Consider the following 23562-nt stretch of genomic DNA (forward strand, 5'->3'; position numbering starts at 1 on the left):
CGTCGGAAGCGAGCGGGGCGGAGGGCACGAGCTCCGGGCTCTTCCTGTCCACCCACTTGCGCAGCAGGGCGATGGGCGTCCCGGCGAGCACGACGATGATGGCGGAGATGGACCACCCGACGGCGAGGATGCGCAGCGCGGCGGGCAGCTCCACGTGGGGGCCCGCCAGCAGGGGGAACAGCCACACGGCCAGGGACATCACCGAGCCGCCCAGCAGCACCCACCGCCGCCACCCACGCAACAGGTCGGGCCAGAGCGCGCGCAGCACGGCCCATGCGCCCACATAGACCAAGAGGAGAAGCAACGGCCTGACCATCCACACACTCCCACGCGCTGAAGAGCGGGAGTCATAGCGGCGACCCGCCTGCCTCGCCGCACGAAGTGGCTCAATGTAGGAGAGGACGGGGCCTCGTGCGAGCCGGGCTCGGCCGGGAGCAGGGGCGCGCCAGGCCGCCCTCCCTACGCGCAAGCCGGGTGTGGCATTCCCGCGAGGAGCGAATCAGCGGTGGGTGCCGGGGCTGGCCATGCGCAGGTGCGCGTGCAGCGTCTCCGTGCGCAGGTAGAGGAACTGGGCGTCGCCGAAACCCAGCGCGTCGCCGTCCGTGAGCAGGACCTCCTGCTCCGCGGTGAGCGACGAGGCGTTGACCCACGTTCCGTTCATCGAGCCCACGTCCTTCACCGAGCAGTCGCCCCGTGACTCGTGCCACTTCAGCGTGGCGTGGTGCTTGGAGACGGATGGGTCCGGGACGAGCAGCGCGCAGCCCTCCATCCTCCCCACGGTGAGTTCGTGGCCATCCATGGCGGGACGCAGGAAGTGGACCTCCAGCGCGTCGAAGCCCCGGAGCATGACGAAGAGGCGGTCCACCAGTCGGCTGCGATGGGCCATGCCCACGGTGCGCGCCTCACCCAGCCGCATCGCCACCTGCTGGAAGACAGGCTCGGGCGGCTGTTGGACGAGGACCACGGGCCCGGAAGCGTCGAGGAAGGCTTCCAGGGTTGCCAGGGCGAACGGGCGAAGTTGCTTCACGGACGGCATGGTGGCCCCAACTTAACCTGGAGGACGCGCTGGACGCTCGCGCCCTCCGCGCGCTCCAGGCTCCCGTCCACCAGACAACGCTCCTGTGCGAGGGCGCCGGAGCCCGCGCGACCAGGATGAGCGGAAGCTTTCACGACGGGCGTTCTCACACCCAATCCATGCGCAGTGATTGCGGCGGGCTGTAATCCCAGGCTCGGGAATGGGCTGAAAACATTTCAGATAGCGGCAATCAACGATAGAGGAGGAAATACAAACATTGCATATGGGCAGTGGGGCTCAGGTCGGTGAGCTCCATCACCAGGAGAACCCATATGAAAGCGCTGTCATTCATCGTGGTCGCGGGGCTCGCCGTTGGAATGCTCACGGGCTGTGGTCCCGAGACGTCTTCGCCCGAGGCCGTCTCCGGAGAGCTGGGCCCACGTTATGAGGCGACGCGCGCCGATGGCACGCCCGTGACGGTGCGGGATGCCTCGGGAGAGAACAACCTGAGCGCGCAGTCCATCGAGGGAGAGCGCACCCTCACCCAGGCGGCGTGCTGGGTGACGCTCCAGTGGTGTAGCGAGCCGGGCACCGGCGACATCGTCTGCACCCAGAACGGCGGCTGCACCACCGCGCAGTTCATCGCGGCGTGCATCTCGCTGGCTGAAGATATCTGCGGAATCTGAAACATCCGTGGATAGGCAGCGTCAGTCCGTAAATCGGGCTGACGCTGTTCCGCTGCTTGCCTGATTCCTCTCACTTTCCGTGGGGCCTGACATGGTTCCAGGGAGGCGTGGGTGTGCGACATTGGGCAGCCGAGCGCGGGGCCCACGCACGCGGGGCATGCCAGGGCTGTGCGTGGTGCGGTGCGTCGTGAGACAAGGCTTTGCTCGGGTGACGTCTCCGGTTACATCCTCGTGACACAAACATCTGTGTTCGCATGAGGAGTCCTCGGACCATGTGGGAGCGAATGAAGAAGCGCGGCGCGTGGGTGCTGGCGTTGTCGTTGCTGGCGATGACCGCGTGTTCGGATTCGGAGGATGACGCGCCGCCGGACGCCGGGCAGGAGCAGCCCGACGGTGGCGGCACGCCCGACGCGGGGGACTCTGGGACGCAGCTGCCGGCGTTGGAGGTGCCTGAGGGCTGCAACCCGCTGGCGTCGGAGCACGACTGTCTGTTGCCGTACCCGTCGAACTACTTCCTGCAGGAGGACGCGGCGCTGCCGTCGGGTCACCGCGTGAAGTTGACCACGGCGGCGAAGCTGAAGATGAAGGACGGGACGCCCTTTGACTTCACGGACCTGCATCCGGCGGATGGCTATTCGCATGGGACGCAGATGCTCGCGCTCTTCCCGGGAGGCGTGGACGCGACGAACCTGCCGCCGGTGACGCAGCCCACGGCGGCGACCACGGGCGCCACGGTGGTGCTGGACGCGGAAGCAGGCACGGGGGTGCTGCACTTCGCGGAGCTGGACCCGCGCGCGCCGGATGATGCGCACCGGGCACTGCTGGTGCGGCCAGCGGTGCGGCTGCGCGGTGGCGCGCGCTACATCGTCGCGTTGCGCGGGCTGAAGGCGAAGGACGGGACGGCCGTGCCCGTGCCGGAGGGCTTCCGTCGCATCCGGGATGGGCAGACGGCGGGAGACCCGCTGCTGGCGCCCCTGGCCGCGCGGTACGAGGCGGACATCTTCCCGGCGCTGGAGGCCGCGGGTATGGCGCGCTCGGAGTTGCAGCTCGCGTGGGACTTCACCACGGAGACGGAGGAGAACGTCACCCGGGACATGATGGACGTGCGGCGGCTCGCGATGGAGGCGCTGGAGGCCACGCCGCCTGTCGTGACGGTGACGGAGGTGAAGGACGAGGTGGACGCGAACATCTTCCGCCGCATCAAGGGGACGCTGCGGGTGCCGCTCTTCACGGAGACGGCGCAGGCGGGGGCGCTGCTGGCGCGTGACGCGCAGGGCAGGGTGAAGCGCAATGGCGAGGCGGAGGTGCCCTTCACGCTCCAGATTCCGCGGAGTGTCTGGGGCCAGGCGGTGGCGCCGGTGCGTTTCCTCCAGTTCGGGCACGGCTTCTTCGGCAGCCAGGGCGAGTCGGACGGCTCGTTCGTCCGGCCCTTCGTGCAGGCGACGAAGATGGTGGTGATGACGGTGGACTGGTGGGGCATGTCGCAGGCGGACGCGCCGGGGGTGATTGGCGCCATGTCGCAGCAGCCCGCGCAGACGCTGCGTTTCACGGACCGGGTGCATCAGGGCATGGTGAACCAGATGGCCGTCACCTACGCGGCGCGGACCACGTTGAAGGACCTGGCGGAGCTCAAGGACAACGGGGTGCTCGTGTATGACCCGGACCAGACGTACTTCTACGGCATCAGCCAGGGGCACATCCTGGGTGGGACGTACGTGGCGCTGTCGCCGCACATCTCACGGGCGGTGTTCAGCGTGGGTGGGGCGGACTTCTCGCTGATGATGTTCCGGGCGAAGCCGTTCGCGATGTTCCTCCAGGCGATTGCGGCGGCGGTGCCGGACGCGTTGGACCAGCAGAAGTTCGCGGCGCTGACGCAGACGAGCTTCGACCGCATCGACCCGATTACCTATGCACCGCACGTGGTGACGACGCTGTACACCGGTGGACCGGCGTCGCGTCGGGTGTTGGTGCAGTACGGGCTGGGGGATGCGCAGGTGCCCAACGTGGCCACGGAGCTGCACGCGCGGGCGATGGGGCTGACGCAGCAGTTGCCGGCGACGTGGCGGGTGCCGGAGCTGCCGGTGTTCGAGGGCGCCATCGACAGCGCTGCGCTGGTGCAGTTCGACTTCGGGCTGCCCACGCCGCTGCCGGGCACGGTGGCGGACCTGCCGGCGCAGGACAATCCGGTGCATGAGGGCGTGCGGCGCAACGTGAAGGGCCGCGAGCAGGTGGACCTCTTCCTGCGACCGGACGGCAAGGTGGAGACCACCTGCGGCGGCGTCTGTCTCGGCGCCAACTGACGTCACTCGCATCCTGCACGGTCCGCGCTCATCGCCTGACGCGGACCGTGCTTTCAGCTTCGAGACCGCCCGTTCAACTCACCCTGTGGCGCTCTTGAGCAGGTGGTCGCCGTAGTCCTCGCGCAGCTTCGTCTTGAGGAACTTGCCGGTGGACGTGCGGGGAATCTGGGCGATGAAGAGGTAGTCGTCCGGCAGCCAGAATTTGGCGAACTGTTTCGCCAGGTGCTCGGCCAGTTCCTCTTTCGTCGCCGCCTGTCCCGGCTTGAGCACCACCGCCGCCAGCGGGCGCTCGTCCCAGCGGGTGTGCCGCGCGGCGAACACCGCCGCCTCCAGCACCGCCGGGTGGCTCATCAGCGCGTTCTCCAGCGCCACCGACGAAATCCACTCGCCGCCCGACTTGATGACGTCCTTGCTCCGGTCGCAGATGCGGACATACCCATCCGCGTCCAGCGTGACGACGTCACCCGTCTTGAACCAGCCGTCGGACGTGAAGCGGTCCTGTCCCTCGCCGCCGTAATACGAGCCCGCCACCCACGGTCCGCGCACCTCCAGCTCGCCCATCGTCGAACCGTCCCACGGCAACGGCTTGCCCTCCTCGCTCATCACCCGCGTCTCCACGAACGGCAGCGCGAAGCCCTGCGAGCCCTGCGCCGCCAGCTGCGTCTTCGCGTCCGCGTGGCGAAGCTCCTGCTTCACCTTCGCCATGGTGCCCACCGGGTTCATCTCCGTCATGCCCCAGGCGTGCGTCACCTCCAGCCCGTGCCGCTGCCGGAAGCCGTCAATCATCGCCGGGGGCGCCGCCGAGCCCCCAATCAACATGGTCCGCATCGCGCTCAGGTCCCACTTCTTCGGGTCCTGGTCCAACAGCGCGAGAATCCCCAGCCAGATGGTGGGCACACCCCCCGCCACCGTCACCTTCTCCGTCGCCATCAACTCCAACAGCGACGGCGGGTCCAGGTGCGGCCCCGGCATCACCATGCGCGCGCCGGTGATGATCGCGTCGAAAGGGAGTCCCCACGCCGCCGCGTGGAACATGGGCACCACCGGCAGCACCGAGTCCGCCTCGCCAATGCCCGTCAAATCCTTCATGCAGCACACCAACGTGTGCAACACGATGGAGCGGTGGCTGAACAGCACACCCTTCGGGTTGCCCGTCGTCCCCGACGTGTAGCAGAGCATCGCCGCGCTGTTCTCCTCCAGCGTCGGGAAGTCGAAGTCCACTGACTCCTTCGCCAGTAGCTGCTCGTAGTCCAGCATCCCCTCCGGCGCGGGCCCCGCGTCCGGGATGACGATGACGTGGCGGATGCTGGGCACCTGCGCCGCGAACTTCTCGAACAGCGGCAACAGCGAGCGGTCCACCAGCACCACCGAGTCCTCCGCGTGCCGCGCGATGTAGGCCAGGTCGTTCGGGTGCAGGCGCAGATTCAGCGTGTGCACCACCGCGCCCATCGCCGGAATGCCGAAGTACGCCTCCAGGTGCCGGTAGTGGTTCCAGCTCAGCGTCGCCACCCGGTCGCCCGCCTTCACCCCCAGCCGCGTCAGCGCGTTCATCAACTGACACGTGCGCCGGTGGAAGTCCGCATAGGTATAGCGGTGCGTCGTCTTGTCCGGATTGCGGCTGACGATTTCCGAGCGCGGGAAGTACGTCCGCGCGCGCTCCAGGAAATGCGTCAGGGTGAGCGGGAAGTCCATCATGCGTCCTGGAAGCATCGGCACCGTCCCTTCACTGCGAGGGGTAGGCCACCGATGCTACCGGATGCGCACACGAGCCAGCGTCCCGCGTCATGCGGCTCGTTTGTTATCGCACTGCGTCAGCCGAAGAAGACCTGGGCGACCTCGAAGAACTCCTTGGGCACCTTCTTGAGCTCCTTCGTCGCGGCGGACAGGTCCACGCTGATGATTTCGTTGCCCTTGAGCGCGGCCATCTTCCCGAACTCGCCTCGGGCCACCATGTCGCAGGCGTGGACGCCGTAGCGGGTGGCGAGCACGCGGTCATGCGCGGTGGGTGCGCCGCCGCGCTGGATGTGGCCCAGCACGGATACGCGCGTCTCGAAGCCGGTGCGGCGCTCGATTTCGTGCGCGACGATGTTGCCCACGCCGCCCAGGCGCGGCCGGCCTGCTTCGTCCAGCGCGCCGCTGGTGACGAGCTGCTCGTTCTGGTCCGCCGCCAGTTTGATGCGCGTGCCTTCCGCGACGACGACGATGGAGAAGGTGCGCCCGCCCGCGTGACGGCGCTGGATGTGCTCGGCCACGCGCTCCAGGTCGGCGGGAATCTCCGGGACGAGGATGACGTCCGCGCCGCCGGCGATGCCCGCGTAGGTGGCAATCCAGCCCACGTGCCGGCCCATGACCTCGCAGACGATGACGCGCTTGTGGGACTCGGCGGTGGAGTGCAGCCGGTCCACGGCCTCCGTGGCGATGGCCACGGCGGTGTCGAAGCCGAAGGTGAACTCCGTGCCGTTGAGGTCGTTGTCGATGGTCTTCGGCACGCCGACGATGCGCAGCCCCTCTTCCGACATGCGCGTGGCGGCGGACAGCGTGCCCTCGCCGCCGATGGCGATGACGGCGTGGATGCCATTGCGCTCTATCGCGCGCTTGACCTTCTCCAGCCCGTTCTCGACCTTGAAGGGGTTGACGCGCGAGGTGCCGAGGATGGTGCCGCCCCGGTGGAGGATTCCGGAGGTGGTCTCCCGCGTGAGGCGGAAGTGGTTGTCCTCGAGCAGGCCCTTCCATCCGTCTCGAAGGCCCATCATCTCGAAACCGTGGGCGGTGGCGCGGCGGACGATGGCGCGGATGACGGCGTTCAGGCCGGGGCAGTCACCCCCGCCGGTGAGCACGGCGACTTTCATGGGGAAGGTTGTATCGCGCCCGGCGCCATGCGTGCTCGCGAAGTTTGCCCGAGCGCTCTCCGAAGGACGTGGCGACCCCTAGCCGAACACCGAGGGGCGCCGGTGCGTCCAGGGGTGCGCCGACTCGAGCTGCGCGGCCAGCCGGAAGAGGGTGGCCTCGTCGCCGAATCGGGCGATGAACTGGACGCCCACCGGCAGACCCTCCGGGCTCCAATGGAGGGGCACGCTCATGGCCGGGTTGCCCGCCATGTTCGCCATGGGGCAGTAGGGCGTGAAGGCCGCCGAGCGGAACAGCGGAGCGAGCGGCTCGTCGGGCGGGGCGGCGAAGGTGCCCAGCGTGGGCGCGGGCTCGGTGACGGTGGGCAGGAGCCACACGTCCACGTCCTCGAAGCGTCGGGCGAAGGCGCGGCCGAAGCGCAGCACTTCCGCCTGGGCGTGCAGGTAGGCCGTCAGGCCCTGGCTCAGTCCGAACTGGTAGAGCGCCCAGGTGAAGGGCTCGAAGTGCTCGGGCTCCGGGGTGCGGCGCATCCGCCGGCCCAGGCCCTCGATGCTGTTCACCACGCTGGCGGCCCAGGCCGTCATGAAGTGCTGTCCCAGCTCCTCGTCGCCCGGTATCTGCAGGCTGCCTTCGAGGACGGAGTGGCCCAGGCCCTCCAGCAGCCGGGCGGTGGCGGCGACGGCGGCCAGGCACTCCGGGTGGATGGGGGCGCCCACGGCGTTGCGCAGCGTCAGGCCGATGCGCAGGCGTCCGGGTGGCGCGCCGACCTCCATGCTGTAGGGCCGCGTCTTGGGCGGGGCGATGTAGGGCGCGCCCAGGTCGGGGCCCTCGGTGGCGTCCAGCAGGGTGGCGCTGTCTCGCACCGTGCGGGTGAGGGCATGCTCGCCCACCAGCCAGTGGACGCTGTCCGTCAGCTCCGGTCCGGTGGGGTTGCGGCCCCGGCTGGGCTTGAGGCCGAACAGGCCGCAGCTCGACGCGGGGATGCGGATGGAGCCTCCGCCGTCGGAGGCATGCGCGAAGGGCACCATGCCGCTGGCCACCGCCGCCGCCGCGCCGCCGCTGGAGCCTCCGGGCGAGCGCGTCACGTCCCACGGGTTGCGACAGGGGCCGTGCAGCGCGCCCTCCGTGGTGGGCAGGAGGCCCAGCTCCGGCGTATTGGTTTTTCCCAGCACGACGAGCCCCGCGCGCAGGTGGCGCTTGACCAGCTCACTGTCGTGGTTCGGTGAGAAGTCCTTCGTGAAGCGCGAGCCGAAGCTCAGCGGGTAGCCCTCCTGTGCGGCGAGCAGGTCCTTGAGCAGGAAGGGCACGCCGGTGAAGGGGCCCTGGGGAAGGGGCGCCTTCGCCCGCGCGCGCGCCGTGTCGAACTGCGTCTGCACGACGGCGTTGAGCTTCGGGTTGCAGCGCTCGATGCGAGCGATGGCCGCGTCCACCAGCTCCAGTGGCGTGACTTCCCCGCTGCGGACGAGCTCGGCCTGGGCGGTGGCGTCGAGGCTGACGAAGGGGTCCATCCGTCGACTCTACCGCTTTCCTCGCCGACACCTTCTCGTGTGGACCGCCATGCATGACGCGTTGCGTTTGTGCGGTATCGGATAGAGACAGTTGCAGCAGTTGTCACAGCCGCTCCTCGTGGTGAACGCGTTCCTGACTCAGGGCTCGTGTTGGAGGTGGGGCTTCTATGTTCGTGTGCGCGCCTCTTTCGCGAACGGGGAGCCTCCTTGAACCTTCGAGTCTTCGAGTCCGAGCAGGACGCGGCCGTCGCATGCGCCGCGCGAGTCCGCGAGGCGGTGACGTCTCATCCGTCGCTGGTGCTGGGGCTGCCCACGGGGCGCACGCCGCTCAACGTGTACCGGGAGCTGGTGGCGTTGCATGAGCGCAAGGCGGTGGACTGGTCTCGTGCGCGGACCTTCAACCTGGACGAACTGCTCGGGGTGTCGGCGGAGGATGGGGGCAGCTTTCGCGCGTACATGGACCGGCACTTCTTCCAGCGGGTGAATCTGTCGGAGGAGCTCATCCACTTCCTCGACGGCGCGGCGCCGGACGCGGAGGCCGAGTGCGCGCGCTACGAGGCGGAGCTGGCGGCGGAGGGTGGGCTGGGGTTGGTGCTTCTGGGCATTGGCGCCAACGGGCACCTGGCCTTCAACGAGCCCGCGGAGCAGTTGCAGGCGCGCTGTCACCGGACGCGGCTGAGCCGGGAGACGCGGGAAGCCAACGCGATGCTCTTCGGTGATGACCCGAGCCGCGTGCCATTGGAGGCGCTGACGTTGGGAATGGGGGCGCTCATCCAGTCGCGGCGCGCGATGCTGCTGGCGTTTGGCGAGGGCAAGGCGGAGGCGGTGAAGGCCATGGTGGAGGGCCCCGTGACTCCGCGCTGCCCCGCGTCGTTCCTGCAACTGCACCGCGACGTGGAGGTGTGGTTGGACAGGGCCTCGGCGAGCGCCCTGTCGGCGCGGACTCAGTAGCGCGTCGGGTTCGCGTTGCGGACGAGGCGCGGCGACATCAGCTCGCGCAGCTTGCCGAGCAGGGTGAGGAACTCCTCGCGGTCTTCCTGGCCGTCCACGGCATCTTCGGCGAGCGAGTGGATGCGCGCGAAGCCGCGGTCATCCGTCGGGGTGGTGCCGCGCAGGAGGTCCGCGGTGCCGGCGACGGCGAGGGCGAAGCGCAGGTCGGAGGAGGCGGTCGACAGGGACTCGCGCACCTGGTGGCGCGGCAGGGTGAAGCGCTGCTCGGCGACCTCGGAGTCGCCGGGCTTCTTGGCGCGCACGCGGACGGTGGCCACGGTGGAGCCTTCTCCAGTGAGGTCCAGTTCGTAGAGCGCGGTGACGGTGTGGCCCGCGCCGATTTCGCCCGCATCGACGGCGTCCTTGCGGAAGTCGTTGTCGGCGATGGCGCGGTTCTCGTAGCCGAGCAGCCGGTAGCCGCGCACGGCGGTCGGGTCGAACTCCACCTGGATTTTGACGTCCTGGGCGATGACCTCCATGGTGCCGCCGAGCTGTTCCTGGAGGACGCGGCGGGCCTCGCGCTCCGAGTCGATGTAGTAGCAGTTGCCGTTGCCCTTGTTGGCCAGGCGCTCCATCAGGTCATCGCGGTAGTTGCCCATGCCGAAGCCGATGGTGGAGAGGGTGACGCCTTCCTTCACGTAGCGACTGATGCTCTCCAGCATGGCGTCCGCCGTCTGGTTGCGGCCGAGGTTGGTGTCGCCGTCGGTGAGGACGACGACGCGGGAGACGCGGTTGGCTCCGGCCATGCGGACGGCGTGCTGGTAGGCCAGCTCCAGGCCGCTGCCCATGGCGGTGCCGCCGCCGGAGGAGAGGCCGTCGATGGCGGCTTCGATGACCTTGCGGTCGCGCGCGGGCGTGGTGTCCAGGACGGTGCGCACGTCACCGGCGTAGGTGGAGATGGTGACGGTGTCGGCGGGGTTGAGGCCGGAGACGGCGAGCTTCATCGACGTCTTGGCGAGCTCCAGCCGGTCCTGGCCGTTCATGGAGCCGCTGGTATCCACGAGGAAGACCAGGTGCGTGGGCTTGCGCTGGGCCTTGGCGACGTGGCGGCCCTGGAGGCTCACCTTGAGGATGTGCTGGCTGGGGGCGAAGGGGGAGGGCGCGGCTTCGAGGGCGACGTGGAAGGCGCCCTCGTCGGGCTTGGGCTCGGGGATGCGGTAGCGGAAGTAGTTGACCCATTCCTCCACGCGGACGGTGTCGGCGGAGGGCAGCCGGTCTCCCTTCACGGCGCGACGGAAGAGGGCGTAGGAGGCGGTGTCCACGTCCACGGCGAAGGTGGAGAGCGGGTCGTTCTCGGTGCGGGTATAGGCGTTGGAGGCGAGGCGCTCCACATGCTGGCTGGGGGCGGGAGCCTCGGCGTAGGCGCCCGAGTTGAAGTGGCGCATTGGCTTGCGTTGCAGGGAGTCGACAGAGGCGGTCGCGCCGTCGTTGCCGTACGCGGTGTTCTCTCCGAAGGTGCGCATGCTCTTCCTGTAGGCCACGTCCGGGTTGCCGGCGAGCGATGCGGTGTTCGCCCCGAAATGCTTGCGGATGTTGTCGCCGAACAGGGTGACCACGCCCACGAAGGCGAGCACGAGGGACAGCAGGGAGTAGAGGACCTTCAAGCGCTTGCTCATGGAGCCTCGGGGCGTGGAGGGAGTCGTCATGCGTGAGCTACTCGTCGCACGAGTGCCTCACGCCGCGCGTCCGTCATTCGCCCGAGGTCGGTCAACGGGAGGAGGTCGGTCATCCGACCGATGCGGCTTACCCCGAACGCGGGAGCCCCGCGGTCAGCTCACGCGGGGCTCCTATCTCAGGGAGTTCGACGGGGTATGTCCCTCGTCAGGGAGAAGGGCGCTTCCCGAAAGTCGCCTCTCGCCACGGCCAGCTCAGGGGTTGATGGTGAAGCTCAGCGCCCCGTACATGAGATGAGACATGGGGCCGGAGCCCGAGTCGACACCGTAGATGTAGACCTTGTGCGGCTGCCCATCCCGAAGCGCCGTCGGCACGGTGATGGTGAAGCCGTGGTTTCCAGCCACGCCGTAAATCTCGTTGATATAGCCGTTCGCCTCGTTCGCGGTGACCTGTGTATATGAAGCGCCACTGCCAGCGGCTCCGTCCCAGTAGGCTCGCACTTGAATTGCCGAGCTAGGGGTGTCGGAGTCGTACGCCCCGCCATAAATGGTGGACGTAATGGTGTGCTGCCACAGCCCTTCGTATGTATAGCCGTTCACGGTGCCCAGGGTTCCGCGTAGACTTGAATAGAGATTAGCCATGCGGGCGACCTGCCCACTCGTGAACTCCCACATGCAGATGTCGTCGGTGTACCCCATGTAGTTGCGGACCGGATCCGTTCCAGGCATCGACGGGCAGCTGTCCACTGTCTGAGCGGGGCACCCCAACCAGGCATCGTCCATCGCAGGCGTGTCGCTGACCTCATCCCCGACGGAAGAACAGCCATTGCGCCAGGGGTGATACAATCCCAGCCAGTGCCCGGCCTCGTGGACTGCAGTCATCCCTTGGTCGTAGTAGAGTTCCGTTCCACCTGGAAACGAGTTGTAATGAACGACCACCCCATCCAGTACGGCACCGTTGGTGCCAGAGAGCTGGGCGGGATTCGTTGCCCATCCCAGCACCCCGGCCCCAGGCGCCATGGTGTAGATGTTGAGTGTCGTTGCGCCGCCCTGGTGGAGCGCCTGCTTCATCGCCAGTTCGTTTGCGGACGCGGGAGTGGCAGGAGTGAGGTTGAACCACGTGCCATTCGTGGTGCGCGTCACTCCTCGCTTCACGAAGTTGAAGCGACTCGAAGCCAAAGCCGTGGCATCGCCGTAAGCATCGTTCAGTTCGCGGATCTGTGCATCCAGCCAGGCTTCGGGCACATTCCCCTGTGACAGGGCAGGGCCGCTTTGGATGACGTGAAACCAGACGTCAATCGTCGTGAGCCCCACGAGACTTGTGGCGCGCAGTGTCGACGGATCTTCTTCCGTGGTTACCCGCATTGCTTCCGTTTGTGCGGCCGTCGGCTCAGGCGTGCCACATCGCGCGCGGCTGAGAATCTTCTCCTTCGACGTGTTGCATCCCTCCGCGGAGTTGGACGCGGAAACTGACTCGGGACCTGGATTCTCATCGACAGGGCTACAGGCAGAGAGCGTCAGCCATGCAGCGGCCACGCTTGCATGCATCGACAGACTGGCATGTCTCGTCATTGACTTTCCTTGGGTGTGCGGACGTCGCCGATGCTCCCGGTTTGTTCTGGGTCGGCCGCCGTGCCAGGAATGACATATGTCGAATTTCCCTCCAAAGCTCAAGCGTCAAGGATTGTTGATGTGCTCTGTAAAATTACAGACACTGTCGTGCTTGAAATTTCCGGCGCATGCGCGGCGCGATGGGTGATTGAGAGGTCTGCCTGATTGCGGTCGGGCTAATCTCTGCCTTTCGTCAGTCATCAGGCTGTGCTGGCCTTCGTCCTCATCCAATTCGCAGCGATGAATCCATTGACGCGCAAGGGGTTGGACGATGGGGAACTCTGCGGCTGGTTTCTGGTCATCCGCGCCCAGCGCAGACCTTCGTGGCAACTCAACCAGAAATCCGACGAGGTACGGCTTCGGTGGTCGCATCGTTGGATTCTTCGCCCACCCAACTGAGCGGGCTCAACGAGGGCGATGCAAACGCCGCGTCAGCACCCCAGAGACCATTCCACCCAATCGCCTGTTCGGGAGCAGGGCTGCCCTTCAGCCCGGGCGAGTGTTCACCGTGACAGCGGGCTTCGCCTGCGTCGCGCGCGTCGGCGCTTTCGCGGGACCAGCCGCGCTCTTTGGCTTCGCCTTGGGTGCCACCGGTTTGGCGACGACCGCGCTGCGCGCCGGCGCTGCTGACACCTTGGCGACGACCTTGGGGCGCACGGGGGCCACGGGCTTCGCCGCCACCTTGGGCCTCGCCTTCTTGCTCACCGCCGCCACGGCGGGACGCACATGCGCCACGGGCTTCGCCACCACGGCCACCACGGGCCGAGCACGCGCCGCCACCACGGGAACTGGACGAGGCGGCGGCTCCGGCGGCCGTGTCCGCACCCAGGCCGTGAGCACCTTGGGCACGTAGTACTCCGTCTCCCCATTCCTCGGCACGCGCCCATCCACCGCGCCAGGCCCCGCGTTGTACGCGGCCACCGCGAGCCTCACGTCGCGAAACCGCCGGAGCTGCTCGGCCAGATATCGCGCGCTCCCATCCAACGCGGGCGCCGGGTCGAACGGGTCCTCCACTCCCAGCATCACCGCAGTGGTGGGCATCAACTGCCCAGGTCCCATCGCGCCCGCCGGAGAGATGCGATGCACCCGCCCCTCCGACTCCACCAGCACCAGCGCCTGCAACAATCCCGCGGGCAGCCCGTGCCTCCGCTCCGCCTGGGCGATGAGCGGCTCCAGCGGCTCGTGCCCATCCAGCACGCACGACGGCCGGTGCGCCACATACGTGCGCAGCGCGTTCACCTTCATCTCCAGGAAGGACAGCGACAGCGGCGACACGTGCGTGTCACCCAGCCACGCAATGGCCGTGTTGATGAGGACCACCGGCGTGACAGCCGCCAGCCCCACCCACGCCCACCACGGAATGCTGAAGCCACCCAGGGCCCGCTTGCGCGCCACACTCCACCCTTAAGTGCGCTTGGCTCCCCCGTCCAACTTCCGGCGCCCCTCCCGTGTCCCAGGCGGCACTCGCAGTCCGTCCAGCACCAGCGTCGTGAGCGCGTCCGGCAACTCCAGCGGATTGCCGATGTCCTCCTCACTCAACACCGCCAGCAGCAGCCGCTCCACCGCCCCCACCACCGCGAGCCCGCTCACCGCTGGCCGTATCGGCCGCAACAGCCCATGGGTGTGCGCCTTCTGGGTGATATCCACCGCATGCCGCGACACCTCCCGCGCCAGCTGCGCCACCTTCCGCCGCGCACCCACCGCCGGCCCCCGACTCTCCTGGAGGTACAGCCGCACCACGCCGGGGTACTGCAACAGCGCGCTCGCGATGACGGCCGCCATGGCGCGGTACGCCTCGAACATCGCCTCCACGCCCCGCGCGTTCCCGAGCGCCTGGCCGCACGCCTCCAACCCCGAGAGCAGCTCGCCCCGCACCGGCTCCAAGAGCGCCTCCACCAGCGCCGCCTTGTCGACGAAGTACCGGTAGAACGTCCCCTTGGCCACCCCCGCCGCCTGGGTGATGTCGTCGATGGTCACCGCGTCCAGCCCCCGCTCCACGAAGAGCCGCAACGCCGCGTCCTCCAGCTCCTTCCTCCGCTCCCGCCGCGCCGTCTCCCTCGGGCCACCCGGCCGCCCCGGCCGCTTGTCCGCCTCCACGCCCCTGGCCTTCGTGCCGTCGCGGCTCACCATCGTGCGCTCCGACTCATTGCGTGATAGAAAAAGAGTGACCAAATAGTCATGATATTGAGGGCGGGGAGTCGGCCGGGCGCCCCGCTGGAGAGCGACGATGATCGGCATCCCTCTGGGCTGGGCGTACTCCAATTTCGGCGAATGGGCGCTGCACAAGTACGTGCTGCATGGCCTGGGTCGACACCGGGGAAGCTTCTGGGGCTTCCACTGGCACGAGCACCACCAGGCGTCCCGCAAGCACGACATGCTGGATGACCAGTACCTGCGCTCGCTGTGGACCTGGTCCGCGCAGACGAAGGAGCTCCTGGGGCTGGCCGCGGTGGCCCTGGCGCACGCGCCGCTGTTCCCGGTGGCCCCCTTCTTCGTGGGCACCGTGTGGGCGTGCGCGGTGAACTACTACCGCGTCCACCGCCGCGCGCACCTGGACCCCCAGTGGGCCCGGGAGCACCTGCCCTGGCACTACGACCACCACCTGGGCTCGGACCAGAACGCGAACTGGTGCGTGACGCACCCGTTCTTCGACAACCTGCTGGGCACTCGGCGCGAGTACCTGGGCGTGCAGCCCTCGGCCTCCACGGTGCCGGTGCCCATGGGCACGGGGGAACGCCTGACGTCCGCGTCCCCCGCGCACCCGTGACGCGGGGTTAGAAGACGAGGTCGAAGTAGTTCGCCTTGGCACGCACGCCCGCGCACGCTTCGATTCTCGCGTTCCAGTCGCGCGTGGGCAGCGAGCCCCGCGCCTCGAAGGTCAGCTCGAGCGCGTCCTCGCGGGCCATGTCCAGCAGGTTCACCGCGCCGCTGCCGGTGAGCCGGATGGACTGCGTGGGCGACGTGTTGGTGCGGCGGTACTCGCCAATGAGGATGCTCTCGCTGGTGCCCGGGCGGACCACGGAGACGCTGGCGCGCTCGATGCCACTCAGGTCCGTGCTGGACGTCACCTCGAAGCCCTTGAGCCGCAGCTCCGTCTCCACGTCGGTGTCCTGGGGAAGCACCTCGTCGAAGTCACCCAGCGGGAACTCCATCGAGTACTCGATGCTGAGGGTGCCGGGGAAGGCCGCCGGGAAGTCGACGTCGGGTTCTGCCTTGCAGATCTCCTCGGCCTCCGCCTCGATGAAGAAGAGCGAGTCGCAGCCGGTGGCGACGAGCGCACAGGTGGAGAGCACCAGGGCGCGGAAGGAATTCGTTCGCATGGTGTGTCTCCAGACTCAGAAGAAATAGAAGAGGAAGCCCACCTTCACGGAGGGGATGGTGGCGCGCACGGTGAGGTTTCGCGCGGTGATGTCCGACTCGTCCGTGGCGTCTTCGATGAGCGCGCTCGCGTCGTCCACGCCCATGCGCACGTAGCTCAGGCCCAGGTGCAGGAAGAAGTTGAACCGGTTGGCGGCGCCGATTTCGAGCCCCACGCTGCCGGCGACGTAGTCGTAGCTGATGTCGCGGATGGCGGACGTCGCCGACGTGGGCGTGGCGCCGAGCCAGTCCACCACGTCGTTGTAGTCGGAGCCGAAGTAGTGCCCGCCCTCCACGTTGATGGAGGGGGAGATGAACGTCTGCATCGGAAGGAGGCTGAGGCCGCCCCGAAACCCCAGGCTCAGCGTGTTGGTGGTGGGGCCTGCTTGCAGCCGCAGCCAGGGCAGGGGCTTGAAGACCGCGGACACGCCGATGCCGTGGGGCGCGCCCGCATCCACCAGCAGTCCCAGGCGGTAGGGCTCCGCGCCCGCCGTCTCCTCCTGCGCGTGGGCGGCGGCCCCGGTGGCCACCGCCACGAGGCAGGCCAGGGCCGTGCCATGTCGTCGGAGGGATGCCGCACGTCGTCTCGTCGAAGGTGTTGCCATCGTCATGTGCTGTTCCACGAAGGATGTCCGGCCCGGCGAGCATCATTCGGCGGCGAGCGCGGAAACGGAAGTCGCGGGGATGAAAATGATGAGCCCTCGCGGCCGAGGCGCGGAAAGCCCTGGGTTCCTGGCGCGAGGATTCTCGGTGGAGCGGAGCGCTGCCGCGTCATGCGGGGCAGGCAGGCGCGAGCCACCCGCGCGCGTCGACTTCTTGCTGGAGGGACTCGCACGCGCGGTGAAGGAACGATTAGAGTTCAACTTCCAACAACAGCGGTCCGGGGGGGCGAGGATGTCTCACAGCAAGGTCACCGCGCGGAAGCTCACATCGGGCCTCGGATTGCCCACGGGCGAAGCCCACACCCTGGTCCTCAAGCGCCGCGCGGCCGTCGTGGTGGAGTTGGACGACCTCAACTTCCACTCCGGCAGCGCCGTGCTGCTGCCCGCGCCTCACGCGCGCGAGAACTGGCGCGAGGGCCACACGGGCGGACTGATGTGTGTCATCCGCGCGCTCGAGTATGCGCTGGAGAAGAAGCAGACGCTGCTCGTTGCAGGGCACACCGACAGCGTCGGAGGGGATGGCTCCAATCGCGCCTTGTCGAAGGCCCGCGCGCAGAACGTCCATGACTTCCTGACGGGCGACAAGGCGGGCTGGGCCTCCTCGTGCGCCGAGCACACGGTGCAGGACTACCAGACGGTCCTCACCTGGGTGGCGGACGAGTACGGCTGGAACTGCGACCCGGGTGGCATCGATGGCCAGCACGGAAAGCGCACGACGGCGGCGCTCGAGGCGTTCCGCAAGGCCGTGGAGGCCGCGCACGGCTCGAAGCCGCCGGACTCCCGCGCGCCGGGCGTGGAGGATTGGAAGGCCGTCTTCCAACTCTATGAGACGTATGTCGCGGGCCGCGTGGACCTGAAGGCCGCGCGGGGTGCGCTGAGCTTCGCCACGCCCGCGGTGCTCGGGTGCGGCGAGGACTGGCCCATCGAAGGCCAGGGCCAGGACAACCTTCGCTCCCAGGTCAACCGACGCGTGGAGCTGGTCTTCTTCGAGGAGCCGCCGCCGGACTTCTCGCGCCAGAGTCCTCCGGGCGCGCAGCTCTACGGGGCCCAGGGCGGCTACCAGCGCAGCTATCTGCCCATCACCCCGCGCCACACCTTCTTCTTCTCTGTCTGAGGCGGCCGTCCTGCCCTCAGCTCGCGTGGAGCCATCATGCCCGTTCCGGAAGTCCTGAGACTCTACGGACGTACCGATGTGTTGACCGCGGTGGGAGACCAGCAGCCGCCCACCAGCACTCCGGCCTGGAACGCGGCGACGCGCCACCGGAACGTCACGCGGACCATCACCCTGCACTACACCCACGGCTGGGTGGCGGGGAACTGGCAGGCGCCCGCCACGGATTGGTACGGCGCCACCTTCAACATCGACCTGGATGGGACGCTGTTCCAGTGCGAGGAGATGATTGTCCGCACCAACCACGTGGGCGGTGCGCCCGACTTCTCCGGGCAGTACAGCTTCGTCAACCTCACGTCCATCGGCGTGGAGCTGGCGCGCTTCGGCAAGATTCAGCAGGGCCCCGCGCTCTACAGCGTCAATGGCTATCCCGGCATCGACTTCCAGACCGTGACGACCTTCCCGGACGAGTGTAATTACAGCACCCATCCGGGCTCGAAGACGGGCGGCACGCGCCGGTACAAGCTGGGCAAAATCAATGGCGGGACGGTGCTCCAGAGCACCAGCGCCAGCCGCTCCTACTACTACATCAAGGTCGCGACGTTCGACGACGAGCGCAATGACAACCGCGCCACGTACCCGCTGGACGTGCTCTTCACCGAGGAGCAGTACCAGACGCTGGTGAAGTGGGCGAAGTGCATGTGCGAGATGAATCGCATCCCGAAGGCCTTCCTGCTGCATCCGGCCACCGGCGTCGAGCAACCCTGGATTGATGTCCAGGACCTCATCGAGCTCAACACACCCGCGGTGCTCCAGAACAAGGAGCGGGTGCGCTCCTTCCAGGGAATCATCGGGCACAACAACATCCAGGCGGACCGCTCGGACCCGGGCGCGTCCATGGACTTCTACCGGCTCAAGCGCGGCGTCAGCGACGAGTGGTGGTACCCCGTCAACCTGGACGACACGACGCGGGCGCTGAACTACCTTGAGACGGCGCGCTCCGCCGACTACATCGCGATGACGGCGTACAACGTCGCAAGCCGTCGCGTGGACTACTTCACCGAATGCGAGGGCACGGGCGGCGGCTACTTCCCGGTAGGCCTCAATCGCTTGTGGCACGGCGGCATCCACCTCCCCTCGGGGGAGAACGCGAGGCCCGTCTATGCCATGGCCAACGGCCGCATCGTCGCCGCGCGGGTCGTCAACGGGCTGGTGCAGGGAGTCGAGCCTCGCTACAGCCGCTGCTTCGTGCTCGTGCGTCATGAAGTACACGTGCGCGAGGACGCGAACCGCGAGGGGGAAATCGACTACGGGGCGGACTCCACGGAGACCGTCTATTCGCTCTACATGCACCTGCGACCGGAGGTGATTGCACGCAGCGACGCGGGGGCCGCGGTGGTCGACTACGCGGCGCATCCGGACTGGCTCAATCACTACTTCATCGACCATCCGACGGACCAGGCGCCCGACAACGGCGACATCTTCTATCCCGACCAGACCGTGCTGCTCAGTGACCTGGTGGGCCACTCGGGCACGTACATCACCGGGATGGATGCCACCGGGCCCGTGTATGGGCCCACGGTGCATGTGGAGGTCTTCACCACCGCGGACGTGTCCCGGTTCGCCGACAGCCCGTGGGTGGATGCGGCCAACCGGATGGAGGACACCACGGAGGACCTGGTCTGTGATTTGCCCGCGCTGGATGACTGGCTCCAGGGGCGGGGTTATCCGCCCATCACCCAGGTCGATGTCCGCACGGCGGTGAGTGACTTGCGCCAGGTGGCCGTGCGCTTCCGCAGCGAGTGGAGCCTGCAGACGCGTGAGCAGCTCACGCAGACCATCGTCGTGGGGCAGCCGGCCGTCGAGGTGGCGCTGACGCAGGCGCTCACCAACGAGCAGTGGGAGGCGAGCATCCGGCCCCTGTGCTTCCACACGGACATGCAGGGCGTCGCCACCGAGGCTGTCATCGGGCCCTTCCTGGGCGACTCGCATGTCTGGCACCTGCACCCGCTCGTGTTCATGCAGTGGATGAACGAGCGCGTCGCGCGGCATGAGCAGATTCTCCGCTCCCAGGACAAGACGCGTGGACAGGTGACGAGCACCATCGCAGTGGAGAACGGGTACGTGGTGCGCTTCGTGAACCCCGTCCCCTCCGTGGCGCCGCCCCAGGGATACGCGGAGGTCCGGTGGAACGACAATCTCTACGAAGTCACCGTGGACCGGCTCTGTGATTTGACGGCACTGGCCGCGGCGCCGCAGCAGACGACGCGCTTCCGGATGCGCCTGCTGGATGCCCTGGAGATGATCAACGACCGCCAGCACGGCGTCACGGTGCTGCTGAGCCATGTGGCGGTGGAGGTCAACGCGCTGAGCGCTCGGGCGGGACGGCACCTCGCGGGGAACGCGGTGGATGTCCGCCCTGGTAACGGCACCACGGTGGCGGCCTGGTACGAGTTCATCCAGACGGTGCGGCGCGTGGTGACGTATCTGAACAACCGCGAGGGCGTGGGCTCGGTGGAGATGGAGATGTTGCAGGACGCCGACGGTGCGACCCGACCCCAGGTGGACGCGACGGCCAACAGCCGGGAGTGGCTGACGCGGCTGCTCGCGGCGACGGCCGCCACGGATGCGCAGTTGACGGCCGTCACGCCCGGGTTCGCGACGCTCCAGGCGGAGCTGGGGCAGATGCGGCTCCACCTGCACGCGCCTTGAGGTCGGTGACAAGATGGTTCCCATGAGCGCGAGCCAGGAACGACAACGCCCCGAGTGGGGGCCGTCACGGCGGGTGGTTCCGTGCCGGCGGCCCGGCGCAATCCCGAGTCGCTCTGGAGTCGAGGGAGGTCGTCCATGGGGCGTCGGGTGAGTGTGGTTTCGCGAGGGGCGGGTCGTCTGTGGGAGGGCATGGCGTTGCGTCTGGCGCTGGGGTGGATGGTGGCGGTGCTTCCGCTACTGACCGGTGCCTGTCGGCAGGCGGCCGCCGCTGAATCGTCCTCGACGACGCCAGGGCTTCAGCAGCGGACCTCGGTGGCGACGCCTGGCACCGCGCCGTCCACGTCGGCGCCAGTGGTTCAGCCGCGAACCGTGGGGACGTCGCTTGCCGGCGCGACCACGGGTGCGGTGCCTTCACCAACCGTGGGGACCTCATCCTCCGCCCCGTCCTCTCCATCCCCAGCGGGCCCGGCGCTGCTCGGTGTGAACCCCGCGCAGGCCCTCCAGGACACGGAGTCGGCGCTGCAGCCCGTGCGCGCGGCTGTCGGACGCAAGGACTTCATCGCGGCGGCACGGGACATCGAAGCGCTGCTCCAGGCGGACCTGCCGCGCTTTGTCTCCCTCTGGGCGACGGACCCGGGGCTCGCGCCGCTGCGTGACAGCGAGCCGGGACGGGCGTTGGCCGCGCGGCTGCCTCGGCTCGAGGCTTCCTGGCGGACCGCGCTGACACAGGGGCTTCCCGTGGTGTGGTGGAAGCCCGCGGCGCCACGGAGCGAGGAGGGCGATGACTCGGGAGCGTTCACGACGCCGCCTCCCGCGTTGCTCCGCGCGGGCGTCTATCTGCCCAAGCAGGGCCGCTTCGTGCCGGCGGGACCGCTGGAGCCCGGCGCCATCACCGCGCGCCTGTCGACCGACCGCGCGAGTGTGCTGCTGGTCCGAGGGGCACTGGGGTTGGGCCTGACGTCGATGCTCACGGACCTGGAGGTGAGCGTCCGTGATGCCGTCACAGGGAGCCCGATGACTCCCGTGCGGAGCCCCACTCCGGACTATCGCGGCCCCCAGGCGCTCCAGTGGAGCGAAGTCCGAGGCAAGTGGGCCTTCCGCGTCCAGAACGGTGACCAGACCAATCCCACACAACCCCAGTTCAGTGGGTGGCGTGACGTGGCCACTGAGAGCGGTCATCGCAATCGTTCCGTGTCGGCCCAGGGTGAACTGGTCTCCGAGGGCTCGGTGCTCATCGGGTTCCCCGACGGCTGGATGAGGGACGGGGGGAAACTCGTCGAGCAGTCGACGCAGCGGAGCATCCCGCACGACACCGTGCCGGCGAAGCACCCCTTCCTCCAGGCCGTGACGGTGGGTGACGCGCTCTGGATATCGTCCGTGGAGTCCTGGTGCGATGCCTCGACGCCGGAGCCGACGAGCATCCTGCGCCATGTCGTGGAACGCGTCGCTCGCGACAACAAGCGCGTGCGAATCCATGAAGGGCCGGGTGGCGCCTCGCTGATGCCGCTGCCGGACGGGGGCCTCATCGTCCAGGTCGACAAGGAGGCGCGGCTGTTGCCAGCGAACGTGACGACGTGGAAGGCCGCGACGGCCTTGCCGGAAGGCGTGCTCCTGACCACGCCGCTCCAGCCCAAGGTCTGTCACGCGCTCTGACGCCGTCCTCGGTGAGTGTCACGGCAATGGACCCTTCGGGGGAGAGTCCCGAGGCGGTAACAGGTCCATGCCGTGCGGCGGGGGCTGCGACGGCGCAGTCACCACGTCGGTTGGTTGGGAATCGATCAGTCCGTCTCCAGGGACGTGTCAGGCTGGGGCACCTGTCTGATGACCTGACGGGCGCGTCGGTAGGTTGCCATATCGACGGCGCCGTTCTCGCGGGGGCCGGTCGATGTGGGTACTCGCCAACAAGACGCCCTATGCCGCGCAGCGCTGCTTCGCGCGCGACCGCCATGGTGCCGAGACGTGGGTGGTCATCGTCAAGGGGACGTTCCAGATAGCGCCGGATGGCTCGACTCCCCTCGCGTCCCATCAGGAGCCGGTGTGTCTGGAGCCTCGCTACCGGGGGGAGCCGGGCAAGTCGAGCCTCCTGCATGAGTCGGACCTGGAGCATGACAAGCCCACGACCGATGTCCTGCTACATGGACACGCCCACGCTCCACGAGGACGCGCGGTCACCGAACTGGACGTGGGCTTCCGGGTCGGGCGCCTCACCAAGATGCTGCGCGTCTTTGGAGATCGACGTTGGCGCAGCAGATTGGGCATGACGCTGGAAGCAGCGCGGCCCTTCCTCCAGATGCCACTGACGTATGAGCGAGCCTTCGGGGGCGTGGATGCCGCCGCGGCGCGACCTGCTTCGTCCTGGGAGTCGCGCAACCCGGTGGGCGTGGGCTTCGCCGTCGAGGCGCGACACCTGGAAGGACATCAGGCTCCCAATGTCGAGCTGCCTTCCATGCTCATCCGCTCATGGAGGGACCGCCCCAGGCCCGCGGGCATGGGACCCGTGGCGCGGGATTGGTCTCCAAGACGCGAACTGGCGGGAACGTTCGATTCGAAGTGGGAGCAGGACCGGCAGCCCCTGCTTCCCGTCGACTTCAACGACCACTTCCGACAGTGCGCGCCGGAGGACCAGCAGACGGCGGAACCCCTGAGAGGGGGCGAGCCGGTCGCCTTGTTGAACCTGACGACAGATGGTGAGCTGCGCTTCACGCTGCCCCGTGTGTGGCTGACGTTCCGGACCCGACTGGGCCGAGAAGATGTCGAGCATCGCGCTCGGATGCACACCGTCATCCTCGAGCCAGATGCTCGTCGCGTCGTCATCGTGTGGGGCACCTCCCTGCGGTGCCATGGACGGGAGCATCAGCTCGAGCGCACCGTCATTCGAGAGAAGCCCTTCATGTGAGTCACCGCGACATGGACACCGGACCTCGAAGTCATGTTGTCGCATCGGGCGCCTGCACGGCCATTGGCGACAGCTCGCCCATGACATCGGCATCGGCTCGGGCTCGCATTTGTCGCTTCCGGGAGCACTCCTACCTGCGCGACCGCGTGGGCGAGCCCATGGTCTTGTCCGGAGCCTCATATCTTCCACAGACGCTGACCGGCGTAGAGCGATACCTCGCGCTCGCTGCTCCCGCTCTCGAGGAGGCCCTGGTT

The 23562-nt window shown here is 68.1% G+C and carries 18 protein-coding genes and 1 pseudogene; 8 read left to right on the forward strand and 11 right to left on the reverse strand.

Annotated elements, in window-relative coordinates:
• Both FJV41_RS24825 and FJV41_RS24830 read right to left on the reverse strand, forming a co-directional pair.
• Positions 1-304 (reverse strand): annotated as a pseudogene (locus tag FJV41_RS24825) (metallophosphoesterase); the annotation flags it as partial.
• Positions 305-499: 195 nt separating this feature from the next.
• Positions 500-1036 (reverse strand): FHA domain-containing protein, encoded by a 537-nt coding sequence (locus FJV41_RS24830; RefSeq protein WP_141645028.1) that lies wholly within the window; start codon positions 1034-1036, stop codon positions 500-502.
• Positions 1037-1347: 311 nt separating this feature from the next.
• Here FJV41_RS24830 and FJV41_RS24835 point away from each other — a divergent pair, with 311 nt between their 5' ends.
• Together FJV41_RS24835 and FJV41_RS24840 are read left to right on the forward strand one after the other, a co-directional pair.
• Positions 1348-1701, forward strand: coding sequence for a hypothetical protein (locus tag FJV41_RS24835; protein ID WP_141645029.1), 354 nt, complete (start codon positions 1348-1350; stop codon positions 1699-1701).
• A 272-nt stretch (positions 1702-1973) separates the two neighbouring features.
• Positions 1974-4001, forward strand: coding sequence for a hypothetical protein (locus tag FJV41_RS24840; RefSeq protein ID WP_141645030.1), 2028 nt, complete (start codon positions 1974-1976; stop codon positions 3999-4001).
• Between the two features lie 78 nt (positions 4002-4079).
• On the opposite strand, the gene FJV41_RS24845 is transcribed toward FJV41_RS24840, so the two are convergent.
• The 3 genes from FJV41_RS24845 to FJV41_RS24855 form a co-directional block, all read right to left on the reverse strand.
• Positions 4080-5711: a long-chain fatty acid--CoA ligase gene (locus tag FJV41_RS24845; protein WP_141645031.1), complete on the reverse strand. Its 1632-nt coding sequence runs from the start codon at positions 5709-5711 to the stop codon at positions 4080-4082.
• A gap of 101 nt (positions 5712-5812) precedes the next feature.
• Complete coding sequence (locus FJV41_RS24850; RefSeq protein WP_141645032.1) at positions 5813-6850, reverse strand: 6-phosphofructokinase; 1038 nt, start codon at positions 6848-6850, stop codon at positions 5813-5815.
• Positions 6851-6928: 78 nt separating this feature from the next.
• Positions 6929-8356, reverse strand: coding sequence for an amidase (locus FJV41_RS24855; RefSeq protein ID WP_141645033.1), 1428 nt, complete (start codon positions 8354-8356; stop codon positions 6929-6931).
• A gap of 207 nt (positions 8357-8563) precedes the next feature.
• Here FJV41_RS24855 and FJV41_RS24860 point away from each other — a divergent pair, with 207 nt between their 5' ends.
• On the forward strand, positions 8564-9307 hold the full coding sequence (locus tag FJV41_RS24860) for a glucosamine-6-phosphate deaminase (RefSeq protein WP_141645034.1): 744 nt from the start codon (positions 8564-8566) through the stop codon (positions 9305-9307).
• On the opposite strand, the gene FJV41_RS24865 is transcribed toward FJV41_RS24860, so the two are convergent.
• The 4 genes from FJV41_RS24865 to FJV41_RS24880 all read right to left on the reverse strand — a co-directional run bounded on the left by FJV41_RS24865 (position 9301) and on the right by FJV41_RS24880 (position 14700).
• Positions 9301-10992 carry a vWA domain-containing protein gene (locus FJV41_RS24865; protein ID WP_246137392.1) on the reverse strand — a complete coding sequence of 564 codons (1692 nt, stop codon included), beginning with the start codon at positions 10990-10992 and terminating at the stop codon, positions 9301-9303. The genes FJV41_RS24860 and FJV41_RS24865 overlap by 7 nt on opposite strands.
• Before the next feature lie 222 nt (positions 10993-11214).
• On the reverse strand, positions 11215-12531 hold the full coding sequence (locus FJV41_RS24870; protein WP_141645035.1) for a zinc metalloprotease: 1317 nt from the start codon (positions 12529-12531) through the stop codon (positions 11215-11217).
• Between the two features lie 525 nt (positions 12532-13056).
• Entirely contained in the window at positions 13057-13965 is a 909-nt protein-coding gene (locus FJV41_RS24875) for a lytic transglycosylase domain-containing protein (protein ID WP_141645036.1), read from the reverse strand.
• Positions 13966-13974: 9 nt separating this feature from the next.
• On the reverse strand, positions 13975-14700 hold the full coding sequence (locus FJV41_RS24880; protein ID WP_141645037.1) for a TetR/AcrR family transcriptional regulator: 726 nt from the start codon (positions 14698-14700) through the stop codon (positions 13975-13977).
• A gap of 97 nt (positions 14701-14797) precedes the next feature.
• On the opposite strand from FJV41_RS24880, the gene FJV41_RS24885 reads away from it, so the two are divergent.
• Entirely contained in the window at positions 14798-15337 is a 540-nt protein-coding gene (locus tag FJV41_RS24885; protein ID WP_141645038.1) for a hypothetical protein, read from the forward strand.
• A 7-nt stretch (positions 15338-15344) separates the two neighbouring features.
• Here FJV41_RS24885 and FJV41_RS24890 read toward each other — a convergent pair whose 3' ends face one another.
• Positions 15345-15890: a hypothetical protein gene (locus tag FJV41_RS24890; RefSeq protein WP_141645039.1), complete on the reverse strand. Its 546-nt coding sequence runs from the start codon at positions 15888-15890 to the stop codon at positions 15345-15347.
• Between the two features lie 15 nt (positions 15891-15905).
• Positions 15906-16538: a hypothetical protein gene (locus tag FJV41_RS24895; RefSeq protein ID WP_141645040.1), complete on the reverse strand. Its 633-nt coding sequence runs from the start codon at positions 16536-16538 to the stop codon at positions 15906-15908.
• A 283-nt stretch (positions 16539-16821) separates the two neighbouring features.
• On the opposite strand from FJV41_RS24895, the gene FJV41_RS24900 reads away from it, so the two are divergent.
• The 4 genes from FJV41_RS24900 to FJV41_RS24915 all read left to right on the forward strand — a co-directional run bounded on the left by FJV41_RS24900 (position 16822) and on the right by FJV41_RS24915 (position 23308).
• Positions 16822-17703 carry an OmpA family protein gene (locus FJV41_RS24900; RefSeq protein ID WP_181790919.1) on the forward strand — a complete coding sequence of 294 codons (882 nt, stop codon included), beginning with the start codon at positions 16822-16824 and terminating at the stop codon, positions 17701-17703.
• A 36-nt stretch (positions 17704-17739) separates the two neighbouring features.
• A complete protein-coding gene (locus tag FJV41_RS24905) occupies positions 17740-20412 on the forward strand; it encodes an N-acetylmuramoyl-L-alanine amidase (protein WP_141645042.1) in 2673 nt (890 codons plus the stop codon).
• Between the two features lie 189 nt (positions 20413-20601).
• Positions 20602-22065, forward strand: coding sequence for a hypothetical protein (locus FJV41_RS24910; RefSeq protein WP_141645043.1), 1464 nt, complete (start codon positions 20602-20604; stop codon positions 22063-22065).
• Between the two features lie 232 nt (positions 22066-22297).
• The gene (locus tag FJV41_RS24915; protein ID WP_141645044.1) at positions 22298-23308 is read left to right on the forward strand and encodes a DUF2169 family type VI secretion system accessory protein; all 1011 of its coding nucleotides are present in this window, start codon (positions 22298-22300) and stop codon (positions 23306-23308) included.
• Positions 23309-23562: the final 254 nt, after the last annotated feature.

It is taken from the genome of Myxococcus llanfairpwllgwyngyllgogerychwyrndrobwllllantysiliogogogochensis (assembly GCF_006636215.1).
Classification (GTDB): Bacteria; Myxococcota; Myxococcia; order Myxococcales; family Myxococcaceae; genus Myxococcus; species Myxococcus llanfairpwllgwyngyllgogerychwyrndrobwllllantysiliogogogochensis.